This is a genomic window from Mesorhizobium sp. M0698 (assembly GCF_040320455.1).
Lineage (GTDB): Bacteria > Pseudomonadota > Alphaproteobacteria > Rhizobiales > Rhizobiaceae > Mesorhizobium.
Window position 1 is genome coordinate 223,975 of record NZ_JAMYPQ010000002.1, and the last position, 15,637, is coordinate 239,611.

The 15,637-nt window shown below is 61.6% G+C and carries 15 protein-coding genes; 11 read left to right on the plus strand and 4 right to left on the minus strand.

Annotation, left to right across the window (positions count from 1 at the left end):
- Positions 1-16: 16 nt before the first annotated feature.
- The gene (locus NKI16_RS05700) at positions 17-781 is read right to left on the minus strand and encodes a hypothetical protein (protein WP_352620222.1); all 765 of its coding nucleotides are present in this window, start codon (positions 779-781) and stop codon (positions 17-19) included.
- 356 nt (positions 782-1,137) lie between these two features.
- Here NKI16_RS05700 and NKI16_RS05705 point away from each other — a divergent pair, with 356 nt between their 5' ends.
- On the plus strand, positions 1,138-1,980 hold the full coding sequence (locus NKI16_RS05705; protein WP_352922325.1) for a hypothetical protein: 843 nt from the start codon (positions 1,138-1,140) through the stop codon (positions 1,978-1,980).
- A gap of 327 nt (positions 1,981-2,307) precedes the next feature.
- Here the strand turns inward: NKI16_RS05705 and NKI16_RS05710 are convergent, their stop codons facing one another.
- Positions 2,308-3,357: a LacI family transcriptional regulator gene (locus tag NKI16_RS05710; RefSeq protein ID WP_254816774.1), complete on the minus strand. Its 1,050-nt coding sequence runs from the start codon at positions 3,355-3,357 to the stop codon at positions 2,308-2,310.
- 393 nt (positions 3,358-3,750) lie between these two features.
- Between NKI16_RS05710 and NKI16_RS05715 the strand changes: the two genes are divergently transcribed.
- The 8 genes from NKI16_RS05715 to NKI16_RS05750 all read left to right on the plus strand — a co-directional run bounded on the left by NKI16_RS05715 (position 3,751) and on the right by NKI16_RS05750 (position 12,001).
- Entirely contained in the window at positions 3,751-4,989 is a 1,239-nt protein-coding gene (locus NKI16_RS05715) for an ABC transporter substrate-binding protein (RefSeq protein ID WP_292663281.1), read from the plus strand.
- A gap of 107 nt (positions 4,990-5,096) precedes the next feature.
- Positions 5,097-5,990, plus strand: a complete 894-nt coding sequence (locus NKI16_RS05720) for a carbohydrate ABC transporter permease (RefSeq protein ID WP_352620228.1) — start codon at positions 5,097-5,099, stop codon at positions 5,988-5,990.
- Complete coding sequence (locus NKI16_RS05725) at positions 5,983-6,918, plus strand: carbohydrate ABC transporter permease (protein ID WP_352620230.1); 936 nt, start codon at positions 5,983-5,985, stop codon at positions 6,916-6,918. The genes NKI16_RS05720 and NKI16_RS05725 overlap by 8 nt, the downstream gene beginning before the upstream one ends.
- 5 nt (positions 6,919-6,923) lie before the next feature.
- Entirely contained in the window at positions 6,924-8,036 is a 1,113-nt protein-coding gene (locus NKI16_RS05730; RefSeq protein ID WP_352539434.1) for an ABC transporter ATP-binding protein, read from the plus strand.
- 106 nt (positions 8,037-8,142) lie between these two features.
- Positions 8,143-8,889 (plus strand): sugar phosphate isomerase/epimerase family protein, encoded by a 747-nt coding sequence (locus NKI16_RS05735; RefSeq protein ID WP_352620232.1) that lies wholly within the window; start codon positions 8,143-8,145, stop codon positions 8,887-8,889.
- 12 nt (positions 8,890-8,901) lie between these two features.
- Entirely contained in the window at positions 8,902-10,050 is a 1,149-nt protein-coding gene (locus NKI16_RS05740) for a Gfo/Idh/MocA family protein (RefSeq protein ID WP_352620234.1), read from the plus strand.
- 129 nt (positions 10,051-10,179) lie between these two features.
- Positions 10,180-11,226: an L-glyceraldehyde 3-phosphate reductase gene (mgrA, locus tag NKI16_RS05745; protein WP_352588394.1), complete on the plus strand. Its 1,047-nt coding sequence runs from the start codon at positions 10,180-10,182 to the stop codon at positions 11,224-11,226.
- A gap of 82 nt (positions 11,227-11,308) precedes the next feature.
- Positions 11,309-12,001 carry a molybdate ABC transporter substrate-binding protein gene (locus NKI16_RS05750; protein ID WP_352620236.1) on the plus strand — a complete coding sequence of 231 codons (693 nt, stop codon included), beginning with the start codon at positions 11,309-11,311 and terminating at the stop codon, positions 11,999-12,001.
- Between the two features lie 47 nt (positions 12,002-12,048).
- On the opposite strand, the gene NKI16_RS05755 is transcribed toward NKI16_RS05750, so the two are convergent.
- On the minus strand, positions 12,049-12,378 hold the full coding sequence (locus NKI16_RS05755) for a DUF2934 domain-containing protein (RefSeq protein WP_352568256.1): 330 nt from the start codon (positions 12,376-12,378) through the stop codon (positions 12,049-12,051).
- Positions 12,379-12,568: 190 nt separating this feature from the next.
- Here NKI16_RS05755 and NKI16_RS05760 point away from each other — a divergent pair, with 190 nt between their 5' ends.
- Complete coding sequence (locus NKI16_RS05760) at positions 12,569-12,919, plus strand: hypothetical protein (RefSeq protein ID WP_023675228.1); 351 nt, start codon at positions 12,569-12,571, stop codon at positions 12,917-12,919.
- Between the two features lie 67 nt (positions 12,920-12,986).
- Here the strand turns inward: NKI16_RS05760 and NKI16_RS05765 are convergent, their stop codons facing one another.
- Positions 12,987-14,084: a S1 family serine peptidase gene (locus NKI16_RS05765; protein WP_352620238.1), complete on the minus strand. Its 1,098-nt coding sequence runs from the start codon at positions 14,082-14,084 to the stop codon at positions 12,987-12,989.
- 391 nt (positions 14,085-14,475) lie between these two features.
- On the opposite strand from NKI16_RS05765, the gene NKI16_RS05770 reads away from it, so the two are divergent.
- Positions 14,476-15,558, plus strand: coding sequence for a trypsin-like serine peptidase (locus NKI16_RS05770; RefSeq protein ID WP_352568254.1), 1,083 nt, complete (start codon positions 14,476-14,478; stop codon positions 15,556-15,558).
- Positions 15,559-15,637 lie beyond the last annotated feature (79 nt).

Below are 15,637 nucleotides of genomic sequence, written 5' to 3' on the forward strand. Positions count from 1 at the left end.
CTTTGCGGACGCTCGATTACTTGCGGCTCCGGCGGAAGCGTTCGATGGGCTTTCCGGTCAGGAAGCCAACATCGTACTCGTCGCCTTTCCAGCGCTCCAAATACGGCTCGCCGAATTGTTCCGCACAGTCGATCCAGGCGGTACCGAAAGGATTGACGAAATCAGCCAGGGACTCTTTGCCTTCCGCATAAAGCGGGACCCATACGGACCTGGCGATATCGTCTCCTGTGTGGTGATAGACGTTCGGTGTCATATAGACGAAGCCATCGACATGGCATTCCGAAAGCCCCAAAGCGGCATTGCTGAGAATAGCAAGTGCGTCCGCAGGGCTGAGCCCGAAATTATTGTCATTTGCGAACATCGCCAGGCCAAAGGCATCTGGAATTTTTAGGTGAAGTTTGGTGGCCGCAATTTGCTTGTTTGCCTTGCGAAGGGCCTGCCGCAGAGGATTGGCGATCTGCTGGCGGAGGCGGGCCGCGACTCGCTCCGGCATGGGCTCGCCGCGAAACAGAAAGCCCATCAATTCGCTGCCCGTGTGCCCGAAATGCGTAAACGCCCGCGCGACGCGCTCGGGATAGGCATCGCGAGAGTCCGTTTCCATGCACTTCAGTTCCACGATCACACGGTCGTCAGGAAAATAGAAGTCTGCATTCAGGACCATTTCCGGCTGGTCGGGCATCAGGTCACGCACGATCTGACCGTTGCGAAAGGTCGGCACGAATTTGGTAAATTCGGGTTCAATGTGGATGAGTGTCGGTTGCCAGTCGGGGCTGCTCTCCATCTGTCTTGTCCCCTTCGGCCCGTTGCCTTTAGCATGTAGTGCGCCTTCGGACCGAACTCACGTTATGTATAATGGCTTGTGCCCGCGGAGTGAAGATTTTGCCACCGCAATATTAGCGCGGAACTTCTGCAGCGCTCTGCACGGGAGCGCGCGTAGCGGAACTTCGGTTTCTGATGGACCCGACCCAAGACCGGACAGTCGGCCTTCTGCCCCGCGGCTGCGCCCCGAAGCAGACATATCGTGGAGACTGGCATTTGCAGGATGATTGCGACAGGCTTTGTGAAAAAAAGGGCAGTCGGCGAAGAACTTGCCTATATAGAGCGGCACCTAACGGCGGCCGATATAGGAACGACTGGATGAGCAGCGTCACGTTCGTTTTTGACCCCAAGGAAGGCCTGGGCGACGGCTTCCTCACGCCGGTCTATTTCGACAACGAGGTGCTGGTGAAGCACCTCTACAGCAAGACGAACGCGGTGGAGTTCGCGAGCGAGACTTACGGCACCATCTATTGGCCGGACCACTACATGTCGTTCGGGATCAATGCCCAGGGGGCGGTGATCGCGTGGCTCGGGGATCTGCAAGATCAACCTGCGGCCGAGCAGCACCATTGGCGAGAGCATAACATCCCAGCACAGCATGACATGAAGTCGGAGTTCTACGACGCGCAGATCGATGCTCAGTTCACACAATCCCCGATCGCCATCCAGACGATTAACGAGCTGGAGAAATGGAACGCCGCTTTCGCCGGTAAGCACGGCCTGCGGCTCTACAAGCCCACTTCCTTCAAGGATCGCATCGAGGCGGTGCGGCGCTGCCGTCGCATCATCATCCAGTCAGAGGACGATTTCATCCGTTTCATCAGCGAGCTGAACGAGATCATCAACGAGAACGTCAACACCGATGAGATCCGGAAACTCCTCAAAGGGAAGAACGTCGCCTTCAAGGACGGATCGAAGGGCAACAAGCTCCTCGAAGTCGTCTATCGCGACGTGCTCGGCGATACGACCAACCTCATCGAGCCGTTTTTCATGCTCTACGACGTGCGCCTGTGGGCTGACCATGACATGGGAGACAAGCTGCTGCAGGGCGTTTGCGCGAAGCTGGGCATAACCGACCTCACCGACTTCGAGGCGATCCTCACGGCTCTCCTCGAGCGCCTGCGGGGTGCTCTGAAAAAGCTGTCGGCCACCTACGGCTGATCGGTCAGGTTAGTCCCAAATAGCGCTTCACAGTCTCGGGGATCACCGTGGTGGCCACATCGGCCCCGATCTTAACCGCGCCCTTGCCGGCCGCCTTCGAGCGACTGCTTCATCGATCTGAGTTCTTGGCGCAGACTTCCGTTGTGGGTCGAAAGCTGAAGGACAGCTAACCACACCGCTGGTTCCCAAAGCGGACTTTCTCCATACGGCCCAAGGCTGCCAGTCAGCAGCGCGCATTTTGCAGCCAAGTGGAATCACTGGCGTCGCAGAAATGCGGATGCCAGTTTCAACGAGCCGGATGCCAGTTCAATTTGAACGTATCCCGCTCTAGTCGGGACGGCGATAGGCCTGCACTTCGCCCGGCTCGCTCAGGCTTTGCAGGGTGCCGGGTGCGGCGCCGCCGATCCAGCCCAGCACCGAGCGGGCGAGTTCGGCGCCGGCCAGTCGGAAGTTCTCGTTGACGACCAGCAATTCGCTGCGAAACAGGTGCAGAAGCTCCGACGATTGTTTGGACACCACATCGACATCGCGGCCAAGCTTGAGGCCGGCGTCTTCGATGCCGGCGACGATGGCGAGCGTCGCGGCGGCGGCGCTGCTGATGAAACCGTCGGGGCGGCTTTCGCGGCGCATCAGCTGTGCGGTCCGCATTCTGATCTGCTCGATCGAATGATCGATCGAAACGGTGTTGAACGGAATCTCGCTGGCGCCGACCTCGCTCAGCGCATCGGCAAAGCCTGCGAGCGTGTGGCCGTGATAGGTCAGCTCGACCGGCGGCGCCAACAGAGCCAGGCGGCGGCGGCCGAGGCCGGCCAGATGGCGCACTGCCTCGGCTGCGAAAGCGTAATTGTCGAAATCATGGTAGGGATGGATCAGCCCCATATCGGTGCGGCCATGCGTGGCAAAGGGGATGCCGCGCTCCAGCATATAACGGGCCCTCGGATCGTTCGGCTGCGTGCGCGAAATGATGACGCCGTCGGCTGAACCGGTTTCCACGAGGTAGCGGATCGGGTCGAGCGGATCCTGCGAGCGCGAGTAGGGTGTCACGATCAAATGGTAGGGCGTGTCGGCAATGACTTCGGAAACGCCGTAGATGATATCCGAGACAAAGCTCATGATCTCGTGCTCGGTGTTGAGCACCAGGCTGATGACATTGGTCTTGCCGGTGCGCAGGCGGACGCCGGCACGGTTGGGCCGATAACCGATCTGCTTGGCGACAAGCTGGACGCGCCGCCTGGTCTCGGCGCCGATCTCGGGCGCATCCTTCAGCGCGCGCGACACGGTGGTGACGCCCAGCCCGGTCATGAAGGCGAGCGTCTTCAGTGTCGGCCGGCCCTGGCCCGACGCTTCGTCGGCCTTCTCTTTTTGATGCCTGTTCATTCATCCCGCCCCGTCAGGCGCATAACAGTTGCCGGACAGGCCGGCAATCGGCCGGCCGCGGGTTCGCCGCGGGCTCTCACCGAATGAAACCGCTATATACTGAAACGTTACAGATTGTCACGACCATCGCCATATCACTGGTGACAGATGCAGAACGAGCGGTGCTGCAGTCGGTGCAAAACCGTGATTCGAACGGGCTTTTCCGATTTTTTGGCGTCGCAGCATTCCATTTTGCAGTGCAACCCCTCTTGTTGCGATGCGGTAGGCCGGCGAGCCGCGCGATTTTATTCGCGCTTCGAAAAAACTTGATGCCACCTTCGCCTGAGGGGTTGCGCGCCTCAAGCAATTGCCGTATCGAAAATCTGTAACGTTTCAGATTCTGGGAGGAACGAAATGCGATACCAACTCATGACTGCTGCGCTGGCTGCGACGGTCGCGCTGCAATTTGCCGGCCCGGCGGCCGCGACGGATCTGGAAGTCACCCATTGGTGGACCTCCGGCGGCGAGGCGGCAGCGGTCGCCGAACTCGCCAAGGCTTTCGACGCAACCGGCAATCACTGGGTTGACGGCGCCATCGCCGGCTCCGGCGGCACGGCGCGGCCGATCATGATCAGCCGCATCACCGGCGGCGACCCGATGGGCGCGACCCAGTTCAATCACGGCCGGCAGGCGGAAGAATTGGTGCAGGCCGGGCTGATGCGCGACCTCACCGATCTCGCCACCAAGGAAAAGTGGACGGAAATCGTGCAGCCGAAGAGCCTGCTCGACGGCTGTACCCTCGACGGCAAGATCTATTGCGTGCCGGTCAATATCCACTCCTGGCAGTGGCTGTGGCTGTCGAACGCCGCCTTCGAAAAAGCCGGCGTGCCGGTGCCGAAGAACTGGAATGAATATGTCGCTGCGGCGCCCGCGCTTGAAAAAGCAGGCATCCAGCCGCTCGCGGTCGGCGGCCAGCCCTGGCAGGCCTCCGGCGCTTTCGACGTGCTGCTTGCGGCGGTCGGCGGCACCGACGCCTTCCTCAAGGTCTACAAGGACAAGGACGCGGAATTCGCCGCCGGGCCCGAGGTCGCCAAGGTCTTCAAGGCCGCGGACGACGCTCGCAAGATGGCGAAGAACACCAATGTGCAGGACTGGAACCAGGCCACCAACCTGGTCATCACCGGCAAGGCGGGCGGCCAGATCATGGGTGACTGGGCGCAGGGCGAGTTCCAGGTTGCCGGTCAGGTCGCCGGCAAGGACTATACTTGCCTTCCGGGCCTCGGTCTCAACGAGATGATCGCTACCGGCGGCGACGCTTTCTACTTCCCGCTGCTGAAGGACCCCGAAAAATCGAAGGCACAGGAAGTGCTGGCCCACACGCTGCTCGATCCCAAGACGCAGGTCGCCTTTAATCTCAAGAAAGGTTCGCTGCCGGTGCGCGGCGACGTCGACCTCAAGGCGGCGAACGACTGCATGAAGAAGGGGCTCGAAATTCTCGCCAAGGGCAATGTCATGCCCTGGACCGACCAGCTGCTTTCGCAGGATACGCAGAAGCAGAAGGAGGATCTTTTCTCCGAGTTCTTCGCCAAGCAGGACATGACCGTGGAAGATGCGCAGAAGCGCTTCGCCGCCATCGTCGGTTCGGCCGATTGAGCGATCGACCAACCACCTCACTCCCGCCCCTGCAAACGCAGGGTCGGGAGCTCGGGTCAAGGCCTCTTGACCCTCCGGCCCTTACCCGATCCAGCGCGGCTGTGCAGATGAGCAAGAGCGAACGCCCTAGCCAACTCTTTCGCAACCTCAATGCGAAGATCGCCTCGATCCCAATGATCCTCACCGCGCTGGTGATCTTTGTCGGCGGCAGCGCGTGGACGGTGCTTTATTCCTTCACCAGTTCGAAGCTCCTGCCACGGCTGAATTTCGTCGGGCTCGACCAGTACTACCGGCTGTGGTCGGTGCCGCGCTGGCTGGTCTCGATCGAGAACCTGCTGATCTACGGCGTGCTGTCGCTGCTGTTCTCGCTGGTGATCGGCTTCCTGCTTGCCGCCCTGCTCGACCAGAAGATCCGGTTCGAGGACACGTTCCGGACCATTTTCCTCTATCCCTTCGCCCTCTCCTTCATCGTCACCGGTCTCGTCTGGCAGTGGCTGCTCAACCCCGAGTTCGGTGTCCAGGCAGTGGTGCGCAGCCTCGGCTGGACGAGCTTCAGCTTCAATCCGCTCTATGATTCCAGCATCGTCATCTACGGCATATTGATCGCCGCTCTCTGGCAGGGCACCGGGCTCATCATGTGCCTGATGCTGGCCGGCCTGCGCGGGATCGACGAGGATATCTGGAAGGCAGCGCGGGTCGACGGGATACCGACCTGGAAAACCTATCTGTTCATCATCATACCGATGATGCGGCCGGTCTTCATCACCACGCTCGTCATCATCGCTGCCGGTATCGTCAAGATCTATGACCTTGTCGTCGCCCAGACCAGCGGCGGACCCGGCATCGCCTCCGAAGTCCCGGCCAAATATGTCTATGACTACATGTTCTTTGCCCAGAACCTCGGCCAAGGGTTCGCCGCTTCGACGATGATGCTGGTGTCGGTGATCATTGTCATCGTGCCGTGGGCCTATCTCGAGTTCGGAGGCAAGAAGCGTGTCTGACCATACCGTTTCATTGCCCGCTATTGCCGGCGCCGGCGGGCTCGAAGCCTACGGGCCGAGCGGGCCGAAGCCGCGGCATATGTTCTCGCGCCGCAACATCTTCCTTTACGGCACGCTCATCGTGGTGGCGCTCTACTATCTTTTGCCGCTCTACGTGATGGTGGTGACATCGCTCAAGGGCATGCCCGAGATACGCCTCGGCAACATCTTCTCGCCGCCGATGGAGATCACCTTCGAGCCCTGGGTCAAGGCCTGGTCGAGCGCCTGCACCGGGCTCAACTGCGACGGGCTGTCGCGTGGCTTCTGGAATTCGGTGCGCATCACCATCCCGTCGGTGATCTTGTCGATCGCGCTCGCCTCGGTGAACGGCTATGCGCTTGCCAACTGGCGCTTCAAAGGTGCTGACACCTTCTTCATCATCCTGATCGTCGGCGCCTTCATCCCCTATCAGGTGATGATCTATCCGATCGTCATCATCCTGCGCGAAGTCGGCCTTTACGGCAGCCTCAGCGGCCTGGTGATCGTCCATTCCATCTTCGGCATGCCGATCCTCACACTGTTGTTCCGCAACTACTTTACCTCCATGCCGGAGGAGCTGTTCCGGGCAGCGCGTGTCGACGGCGCCGGCTTCTGGGGCATTTATTTCCGCATCATGCTGCCGATGTCGCTGCCGATCTTCGTCGTCGCCATCATCCTGCAGGTGACCGGCATCTGGAACGACTTCCTGTTCGGCGTCGTCTACACCCGCCCCGACACCTATCCGATGACGGTGCAGCTCAACAACATCGTCAACTCGGTGCAAGGCGTGAAGGAATACAACGTCAACATGGCAGCCACCATCCTGACCGGCCTGGTGCCGCTGATCGTCTATTTCCTGTCCGGAAAATTGTTTGTGCGCGGCATCGCCGCCGGCGCGGTGAAAGGATGATGGCGATGAACGCAAACGGCAGCATTGCGGCAAACGGCACCAGCGTCTCGATCCAGAACCTGTCGCTGAATTTCGGTGCGATATCGGTGCTGCAGACGCTCAACCTCGATGTTGCCGAAGGCGAATTCATCGTGCTGCTCGGCCCGTCCGGCTGCGGCAAGTCGACCTTGCTCAACTGCATTGCCGGGCTGCTCGACGTTTCCGAAGGCCGCATCTTCATCAAGGGCAAGAACGTCACCTGGGAAGAGCCCAAGGATCGCGGCATCGGCATGGTGTTCCAGTCCTACGCGCTCTATCCGCAGATGACGGTGGAGAAGAACCTGTCGTTCGGGCTGCGCGTTGCCGGCCTCGCCAAGGACGAGATCGCCAAGCGCATCGCCCGGGCCGCCGAGATCCTGCAGATCGAACCGCTTTTGCATCGCAAGCCGGCGGCGCTGTCCGGCGGCCAGCGCCAGCGCGTGGCGATCGGGCGCGCACTTGTGCGTGACGTCGATGTCTTTCTGTTCGACGAACCGCTCTCCAACCTCGACGCCAAGCTGCGCGCGGAATTGCGCGTCGAAATCAAGCTGCTGCATCGCAAGCTCGAGAACACCATGATCTACGTCACCCACGACCAGATCGAGGCGATGACGCTGGCCGACCGTATCGCGGTGATGAAGGGCGGCGTCATCCAGCAGCTCGATGCGCCGCAGACCATCTATAACCGGCCGGTCAACCGGTTTGTCGCCGGCTTCCTCGGCTCGCCGGCAATGAACTTCCTCGACGGCAGACTGGAGCAAGCTGCAGGCGACTGGCACTTCGTCGCCGAGGATGTGCGGATACCGCTTGCCACCTATGCTTTCGAGAAGGACCCGGTGCCAGGGCCGGCCGTGTTCGGCATCCGCCCCGAGCACGTGGCGTTCAACAGCGGCACGGGATGGCCGTTCGCAGCCACGGCAAATGTCGAGGTCGTCGAGCCCATGGGTTCCGACACGCTGGTCTGGCTGAAGCTCGCCGGCCAGAATTTCACGGTGCGGGTGACAGCCGAGCGCACGCCAAACAACGCCGAGGCGGTCGGCATCGGTTTTGACCCGATGCGCGCCTCGCTTTTCGACGCCGTCACAGGTAACCGCCTCTAGAGCATGATTTAGCCTCCCAAGACTCTTCCACTCCCCCAAGAATCTTCCACTCCCCCAAGACTCATCCCCCCAAAACTAACCATCCACGAGAAAACGGACAGAGACGATGAACTGGTCATTCCAACTTTACAGCGCCCGCAATTTCCAGCCCTGGGAGGGCGTGCTCAAGATGCTGGGGGAGCTTGGTTACAGCCAAGTCGAAGGGTTCGGCGGCGTCTATGACGATCCCAAGGCGTTCCGTGCCGAGCTCGACAAGAACGGGCTCGCCATGCCGACCGGGCATTTCTCGATCGACGCGCTCGAGAAGGATTTCGACGGCGTGCGCAGGACGGCCGACGCGCTCGGCATCACGCTGCTCATCTGCCCGTTCCTGAACGCCGAGTTCAGGCCGGCCGACACAGCCGGCTGGCGCGGCTTCGGCGAACGCCTGGCCAAGGTCGGCGAGACGGCCAGGAAAGCCGGCTACGGCTTTGCCTGGCACAACCATGATTTCGAGTTCAAGGCGCTTGCCGACGGCTCGGTGCCGCAGGACCACATCCTGTCCTCCGCGCCCGACATCGGCTGGGAGATGGACGTCGCCTGGGTGGTGCGCGGCGGCGTCGATCCGCTGCCCTGGATCGAGAAGCACGGCAATCGCATCGTCGCCGTCCATGTCAAGGACTTGGCCAAGCCGGGCGAGGGCCTCGACGAGGACGGCTGGTCGGATGTCGGCCACGGCACCATCGACTGGCCCGGCCTGATCAAGGCGCTGCGCGCCAAAAGCGCCGCAAAATACTACGTCATGGAACAGGACAATCCCAACGATATCGAGCGCTTCGCCCGCCGCTCGATCGCAGCCGCCAAGACCTATTAGGAGCACACCAGCATGGCAACAAAACTTGGCATCGGCGTCATCGGCTGCGGCAACATCTCGAAGGCGTATTTCTCGCTGGCGCCGCTGTTTCGCGGCATCGAGATGCGCGCCTGCGCCGACATCAACATGGAAGCGGCGAAAGCGCGGGCAAAAGAGTTCAAGCTGCGCGCCGAGACCGTCGAGGGGCTGCTCAAGGCCGACGATATCGACATCATCGTCAACCTGACCATTCCGGCGGTGCATTACGAGGTGTCGAAACAGATCCTCGACGCCGGCAAGCACGTCTATTCGGAGAAGCCCTTCGTGCTGTCGGTCAAGGAAGGGCTCGACCTGAAGAAACGCGCGGAAAACAAGGGGCTGCGCATCGGTTCGGCCCCCGACACCTTCCTCGGCGGCGCGCACCAGCTTGTCCGCGACCTGATCGACACCGGCAGGCTCGGCAGAATCACCAGCGGCACCTGTCATGTGATGAGCCATGGCATGGAGCACTGGCATCCCAATCCGGACTTCTTCTTCCAGCCGGGCGCCGGGCCGGTGCTCGACATCGGACCCTATTACATCACCAACCTGATCCAGCTGATCGGGGCGGTGAAGCGGGTCGCCGCCTTCGCTTCGATCCCGATGACGGAACGCATCATCAGCTCGAAGCCGCGCGCCGGTGAAAAGATCCCGGTCTCCACGCCGACGACGATCCACGGCGTGCTGGAATTCGAGAACGGCGCCATGGTGACGCTCAACACCAGCTGGGATGTCTGGAGCCATGGCCACGCGCCGATGGAACTCTATGGCGAGGCGGGCACGGTGTTCGTGCCGGATCCGAACTTCTTCGGCGGCGAAGTGCGCTACACCGAAGCCGCCAAACCGGTGAAGAAGCTGCGGAAATGGCCGCATCCGTTCGGCGTGCCTAACGAGATGCATTCGCAAGGCATGATGGCCAACTACCGCACCGCCGGTTTGGCCGACATGGCGATCGCGATCAGGGAAGGTCGGCCGCACCGCTGCTCGATGGAACTGGCGCTGCATGCCGTCGACGTCATGACCGGCCTGTTGCGTTCGGGCGAGACCGGAAAGTTCGTCGCCATGCAGACCAGCTGCGAGCGGCCCGCGGCACTCGGCGTCAAGGCGGCGAAGGAGCTGCTGGCGAAGAAGAAAACCAAGTAGGCGGCGCGCCTCCCAAGCACCGCAAAAAGCCTCTCCCCGTTTGCGCGGGGAGAGGCTAAGGGTGGCAAGTTCGACTGCCCCACTGTCGCTGCGGCAGCCGTCGGGCTCGTTTCGATTTGAGGATTTCCCATGCCGAATGTCCCCGCCGAAAACCGCTACGAGAAGATGGTCTACAATCGCTGCGGGCGGTCCGGCCTGAAGCTGCCGGCGATCTCGCTTGGGCTGTGGCACAATTTCGGCGACGACACGCCGCATAGAACCAAGCAGGCGATCGCGCGCAGGGCGTTCGATCTCGGCATCACGCATTTCGACCTCGCCAACAATTACGGCCCGCCGCCCGGCTCGGCGGAGCGGGCGTTCGGCGAGATCCTGCGGACGGACTTTGCCGGTTATCGCGACGAGCTGATCATCTCGACCAAGGCCGGCTACGAAATGTGGGCAGGACCTTATGGCGAATGGGGCGGCCGCAAATATGTCCTGGCCAGCCTCGACCAGAGCCTGAAGCGGATGGGGCTCGACTATGTCGACATCTTCTATTCGCACCGCTTCGACCCCGACACCCCGCTGGAGGAAACGATGGGCGCGCTCGATCACGCGGTGCGCTCGGGCAAGGCGCTCTATGCCGGCATTTCCTCCTATAATTCGCAGCGCACCCGCGAGGCCGCCGACATATTGAAGCAGCTCGGCACGCCTTGCGTGATCCATCAGCCGAGCTATTCGATGCTCAACCGCTGGGTCGAGGATGATGGCCTGCTCGATACGCTGGAGGGGCTTGGTGTCGGCTCGATCGTGTTCTCGCCGCTGGCGCAAGGCATGCTGACCGACAAATATCTCGGCGGCATCCCCGATGGCAGCCGCGCCAGCCAGGGCAAGTCGCTGCGCCCGGCATTCATCAACGACAAGTCGATCGCCAATATCGAGGCGCTGAACGTCATCGCCCGTCGCCGCGGCCAGACGCTGGCGCAGATGGCGCTGGCCTGGGTGCTGCGCCGGGGCAGGGTGACGTCGGCGCTGATCGGCGCCAGCCGGCCGGAACAGGTCGAGGATTGCGTCGGCGCGCTTGAGGCGCTCGACTTCAGCGATGCCGAGCTCGCCGAGATCGACACCTTTGCCCGCGAGTCGGACATCAATCTCTGGGCGGCATCGGCCGAGCGCAAGGGGCCGCCGAGGAAGTAGGCGACGACGGCATCTGGTCGCCGAATGAAGGCTTAGATACGCATTCTAAGGATGGTCGTTACGATCGATTCGGGGTTAGGCCATGAATCAGGAAATCCGGCTTTTTGGCGCCATTGCGGTCCGCCCCGCCGTCGTTGCGCTCATACCTCGGTTCGAAGCGGCCACGGGATTCACAGTTGTGGTCAGGTGGGAGCTCAATCCGACAGTAAAGAAGCAGATTGAAGCTGGGGAAGGTTTTGACCTCGTCATCACCAATCCGGACCTGGTTCAGGATCTGACTGCCTCGGGAAAGGTCAAGGCGGGGACCCAGGTGGCGTTTGGCCGGATAGCAATGGGGGTGGCAGCCAAGGCAGGCAGTCGACCGCTCGACATCGGGTCCGTGGATGCATTCGAACAGGCGTTGAAGAGCGCCAGATCGATCGCCTACGCCAGTGAAGGAACCAGCGGTGGCTACTTCTCCGGTTTGCTGGAACGTTTGGGGATAGCGGATGAGGTGAAGCCCAAGCTGGTGGCCATACCAGGAGGGCAGACAGCGTCGGCAGTAGGCCGTGGGGAAGCCGAGTTGGGGGTCGTTCCCGTGACTTCGATTCTCGCGGCCGCTCCCGAGGTCATGCTTGTCGGTCGGTTTCCGGAAGAACTCCAAAGTTACGTCGACTTCGCCATTGGCATCAGCGCCGATTCGACGGACGCAGAAGCGGCCAAGCAGCTGTCGGAATTTCTGATGTCGGCAGCCGTTGATGACATCCTGGCGGCAAAGGGTGTCGAGCGCCGCTAAAAGCGTGCTTGATAAGCAGCGCTGGGAATCCCCTTCTCAAACACGCTCTAACTTTCGGCTGCCTTGAGGTTCCGCGCGGCTTCCTCGAGCGTCGCTCTGTCGTTGCCAAGCCTGTCGATCAGCTCTTGCGCCTGATCACCGGTTATCCCGGTGCGCATCGCCAGTGCCTCGACCGTCAGAACGTCGGAACTGGCGATCGTTCCAGTGGGACCGTGCTCGGCCGCGCCATCATCTGCCGGCACCGTTGTCGCGTCGTCGAGGTCAAGCTCATGTTTCGCCTGCTGCCAATGACGCTCATGTGCGCCGTGCGGGCGGCCCTCGCGCACCCAGATTTCATAGGCTCGCTGCCGAATTTTTTCATGCCGATCGTCGTCCATGGCGGTTCCTCCCTTGTGGCGTTTTCACCAACGCGGGGAGCGCCGGAACGATCCGATGTTGATGCCGAATTCGCAGACATGCCGGACAAAAGCCGGTTTCTCACCGAACAAACACCGGACATACGCGTTTTGCGGAGGAACCTGCACAGTGGGCCGGCCGTTGAGCCGAGCCTGAGCAAAGGAGATTACAATGGCCGACGAACCGAACGAATCCGCAGCACCGAAGATGACTCAACGTGAAGCTCAGGAAGCCCTGGAGAAGCAGGTCGCGCAGCTGAGGCGCGAGATCAACAAGATCAACCGAACCTTGGCCGAACGCGCGGAAGAGGCGATTGAGGACGCCGGCGATTGGTATGGCAACGCTGCTGAGCGCGCCTCGCGGACGGCACAAGCCCTGCGCAACAGGGCGCAGACAGTGTCCGGGGTTGTCCAGGAGAATCCCGGCACAATATCGTCCGCCTTCATACTCGGAGCGGCCGTAGGGGCGCTACTGGGCCTCGCCTTGGCCGCCACAGACCAGCGCCGCGATCGCTGGTTCTAGTCCCGATCTAAGGTTCCGGGCAGAAACGGCGGGATTGCTCCCGCCGTCATTCAGCAAATGACACCGGTCAGGGCGTGGCGGGCTTCTGCGCCGTGCCGAGGGCCGCCTTGGGCGCTGCCGGCGCGGGAGCTGCCGTCTTCATCTTCTCCTCGATCCAGCCGGTGTAATTCGCCAGCCGCGTGTAGATGCCGTAGGCGTTCTTGTGGCCGCAGGCGGTGCTGCCGTCGGCCGGACCTTCGCCCCAGCTGACGACGCCGACCTGCACCGGACCATCGGCGCCGATCATGAACAGCGGTCCGCCGCTGTCGCCGTTGCAGGCGTCGCGCTCGCCGCTTGCGGTGCCGGCGCAGATCATGTTGCCGGTCAGCGGATCGGCCATGTCAGCTGCAATCGCGTTGGAGGCCGCCTCGATGCCCCTTTCCGAGTAACGCATGCGGCGGGCGAGCTCGCCGAGCGCTGCCTTCAAATCATGCGCATAAATCGCCTTGATGCCACTGTTGCAGGTTGCGTTCGGCTGGAGGTCCAGGTCGGCGACCATCAGCGCGGTGGGAAACGTTCCGTCCTGCATCTTGCCCCAACCGGTGACCGTCGTCTTACCGGTGTCCGGTGTCGGCTCACGGGCAATTTTGATGGTCGGGGCATCGGCCGGCGCGGCCAGCCGGATCAAGCCGAGATCGTTGTCCAGCGTCTGCTCGCTATAGCCCTCGTTGACGATGATCTCTGCCGCCTTGTAGCGCTTGCCCTCGCTGAGATCGGTGGCGCCGGTGAGCACGGTGACCACATCAGGCGAAATCGGCCCGCCGTCGTCATTGAGGCAGTGCGCCGCCGTCAGCACCCATTGCGGCGCGATCAGGCTGCCGCCGCAGAACTGCGCATTCGCCTGCGAGGCCGGGCTTTTGTCCAGTCTGTTGGTGGTCAACAATGCCACCTGGAACGGGTAAGCGCCCTTCTCGGCCTCTTTGCCGCCGTAGACGCGATCGGCGCCGTCGGGATTCTCCACCCTGGCCTTTGCCCTGGCCTCGGCCACGCGTTTCATCGGCGAGATCGCCGCCTCCGGCCGGGCGGCCGCGTCTCCGGCATGAACGGAATTGACGGCCGGCAAGGCCGCCGCGATGCCGAGCAGTGCGGCGGCGGCAATCGGTCTGAACCTATGGATGATCTTCACCTCGAACCCCCTGAGACGATGTTCCCGACAGGTCAGTCGCCGACGCATGATCCACTGAAATGGAACCGGCCGGTGAGATCATGCTCCACGGCGAAGCATGATCCGTCACAAAGCCGAGCACCATTTCTGCTAGTCGTGCTGTCGAGCCAAACCCGCCCAAAATCCTATAGCCCCCCACGGGCTATGTGGAAGCAATTTGTCGTTGCCAATGTTGGATTATTTTAGGCAGTATACCGTTGCAGGCATTTTTGGCGGGGACCTAAACTGGCTGCACTGAATAATGGCCCGGTAAAGGCACCGGTAACCAATTTCATTTTTCTGCGCCACCACGATCTCGACAATATTTCTGTATCTTGATCCAGTCCTTGCTGACTTTTGGGAGAGTCTCACCATGACAAAACTGACATATAGCATTATTGCGTCCGCGTTGCTTTCCACCGCAATGTGGGCGGTTCCTGCCTTGGCAGCCGATCCAGGTTCCGCCAATGCCGGCAACGGCGAAAGCATGCGGGATGTGACATCGGGCGATTACAAGCCCGGCCGGGCGAAACCGATCGCCCCGCCGAAACTGACCGAGGACGAGGCCAACCGCGCCGCGCCGCTCACCGACGAAGCAACGGCCGTCAAATCCTATGGCATCGTCGGCCGCTCCGCCGATGGCAAGGACATCAAGATCGATCCGAACGAGACGCTGAAGGACCTTGTCATCAAGGAAATGAACGCGCCCGCCGAGGGACAGAAGTCCGAGAATTCCGGGCTGAGCGGAGGCGAAGAGGCCGGCCGCCAGGTGTTCGGGACGGACGACCGCGAGCAGATCAAGAATACCAAAACCTACCCGTTCACCGCGATCGGCTACCTCGAAGGCAAATCGAAAAGCGGCAGCTATGGCAGCTGTTCGGCAACACTGATCGGCCCGCGCACGGTGCTCACCGCGGCGCACTGCCTCTACAGCCACGAGGACAAGGCCTGGCTCGACGACATCCTGTTCGTGCCGGCTCTCAACGGCAAGACTGCCGACGACGCACCGTTCGGCGCCTTCACCTATGAAAGCGCCTATATCATCCAGGGCTTCATCGACAATTACCAGGGCTTTTACGGCTCGGTCGTGCCATGGGATCTCGGCATCGTCACCTTGAAGCAGGATGTCGGCACCAACCTCGGCTGGCTGGGCTATGCCAATTATGTGGATCTCGGCGATTTCACCGCCAACATCGTCGGCTATCCCGGCGACAAGCCGATGGGCACGATGTGGAAGGCGACCTGCGAAGTGCTCGCCGAACACATCGCCACCGAGTATTTCCAGTACGACTGCGACACGTATCCAGGATCGAGCGGCAGCTCGGTCTATGCCTACGACAATGGCTCCAAGCAGCGCGTCATCACCGGCGTGAACGTGGCCGAGAGCCCGGATGCCAACACAGCCGTGCGTCTGAACGCCATCAACGTCCAGTGGATCAACAGCCTGTACAAATAGGCCTGCAGAGTTTCCGCCGCGATCGTCGCGGAAAACCGGCCGGCGGCGGAGCATTTCCGTCGCCGGCTTTCGCATTTTC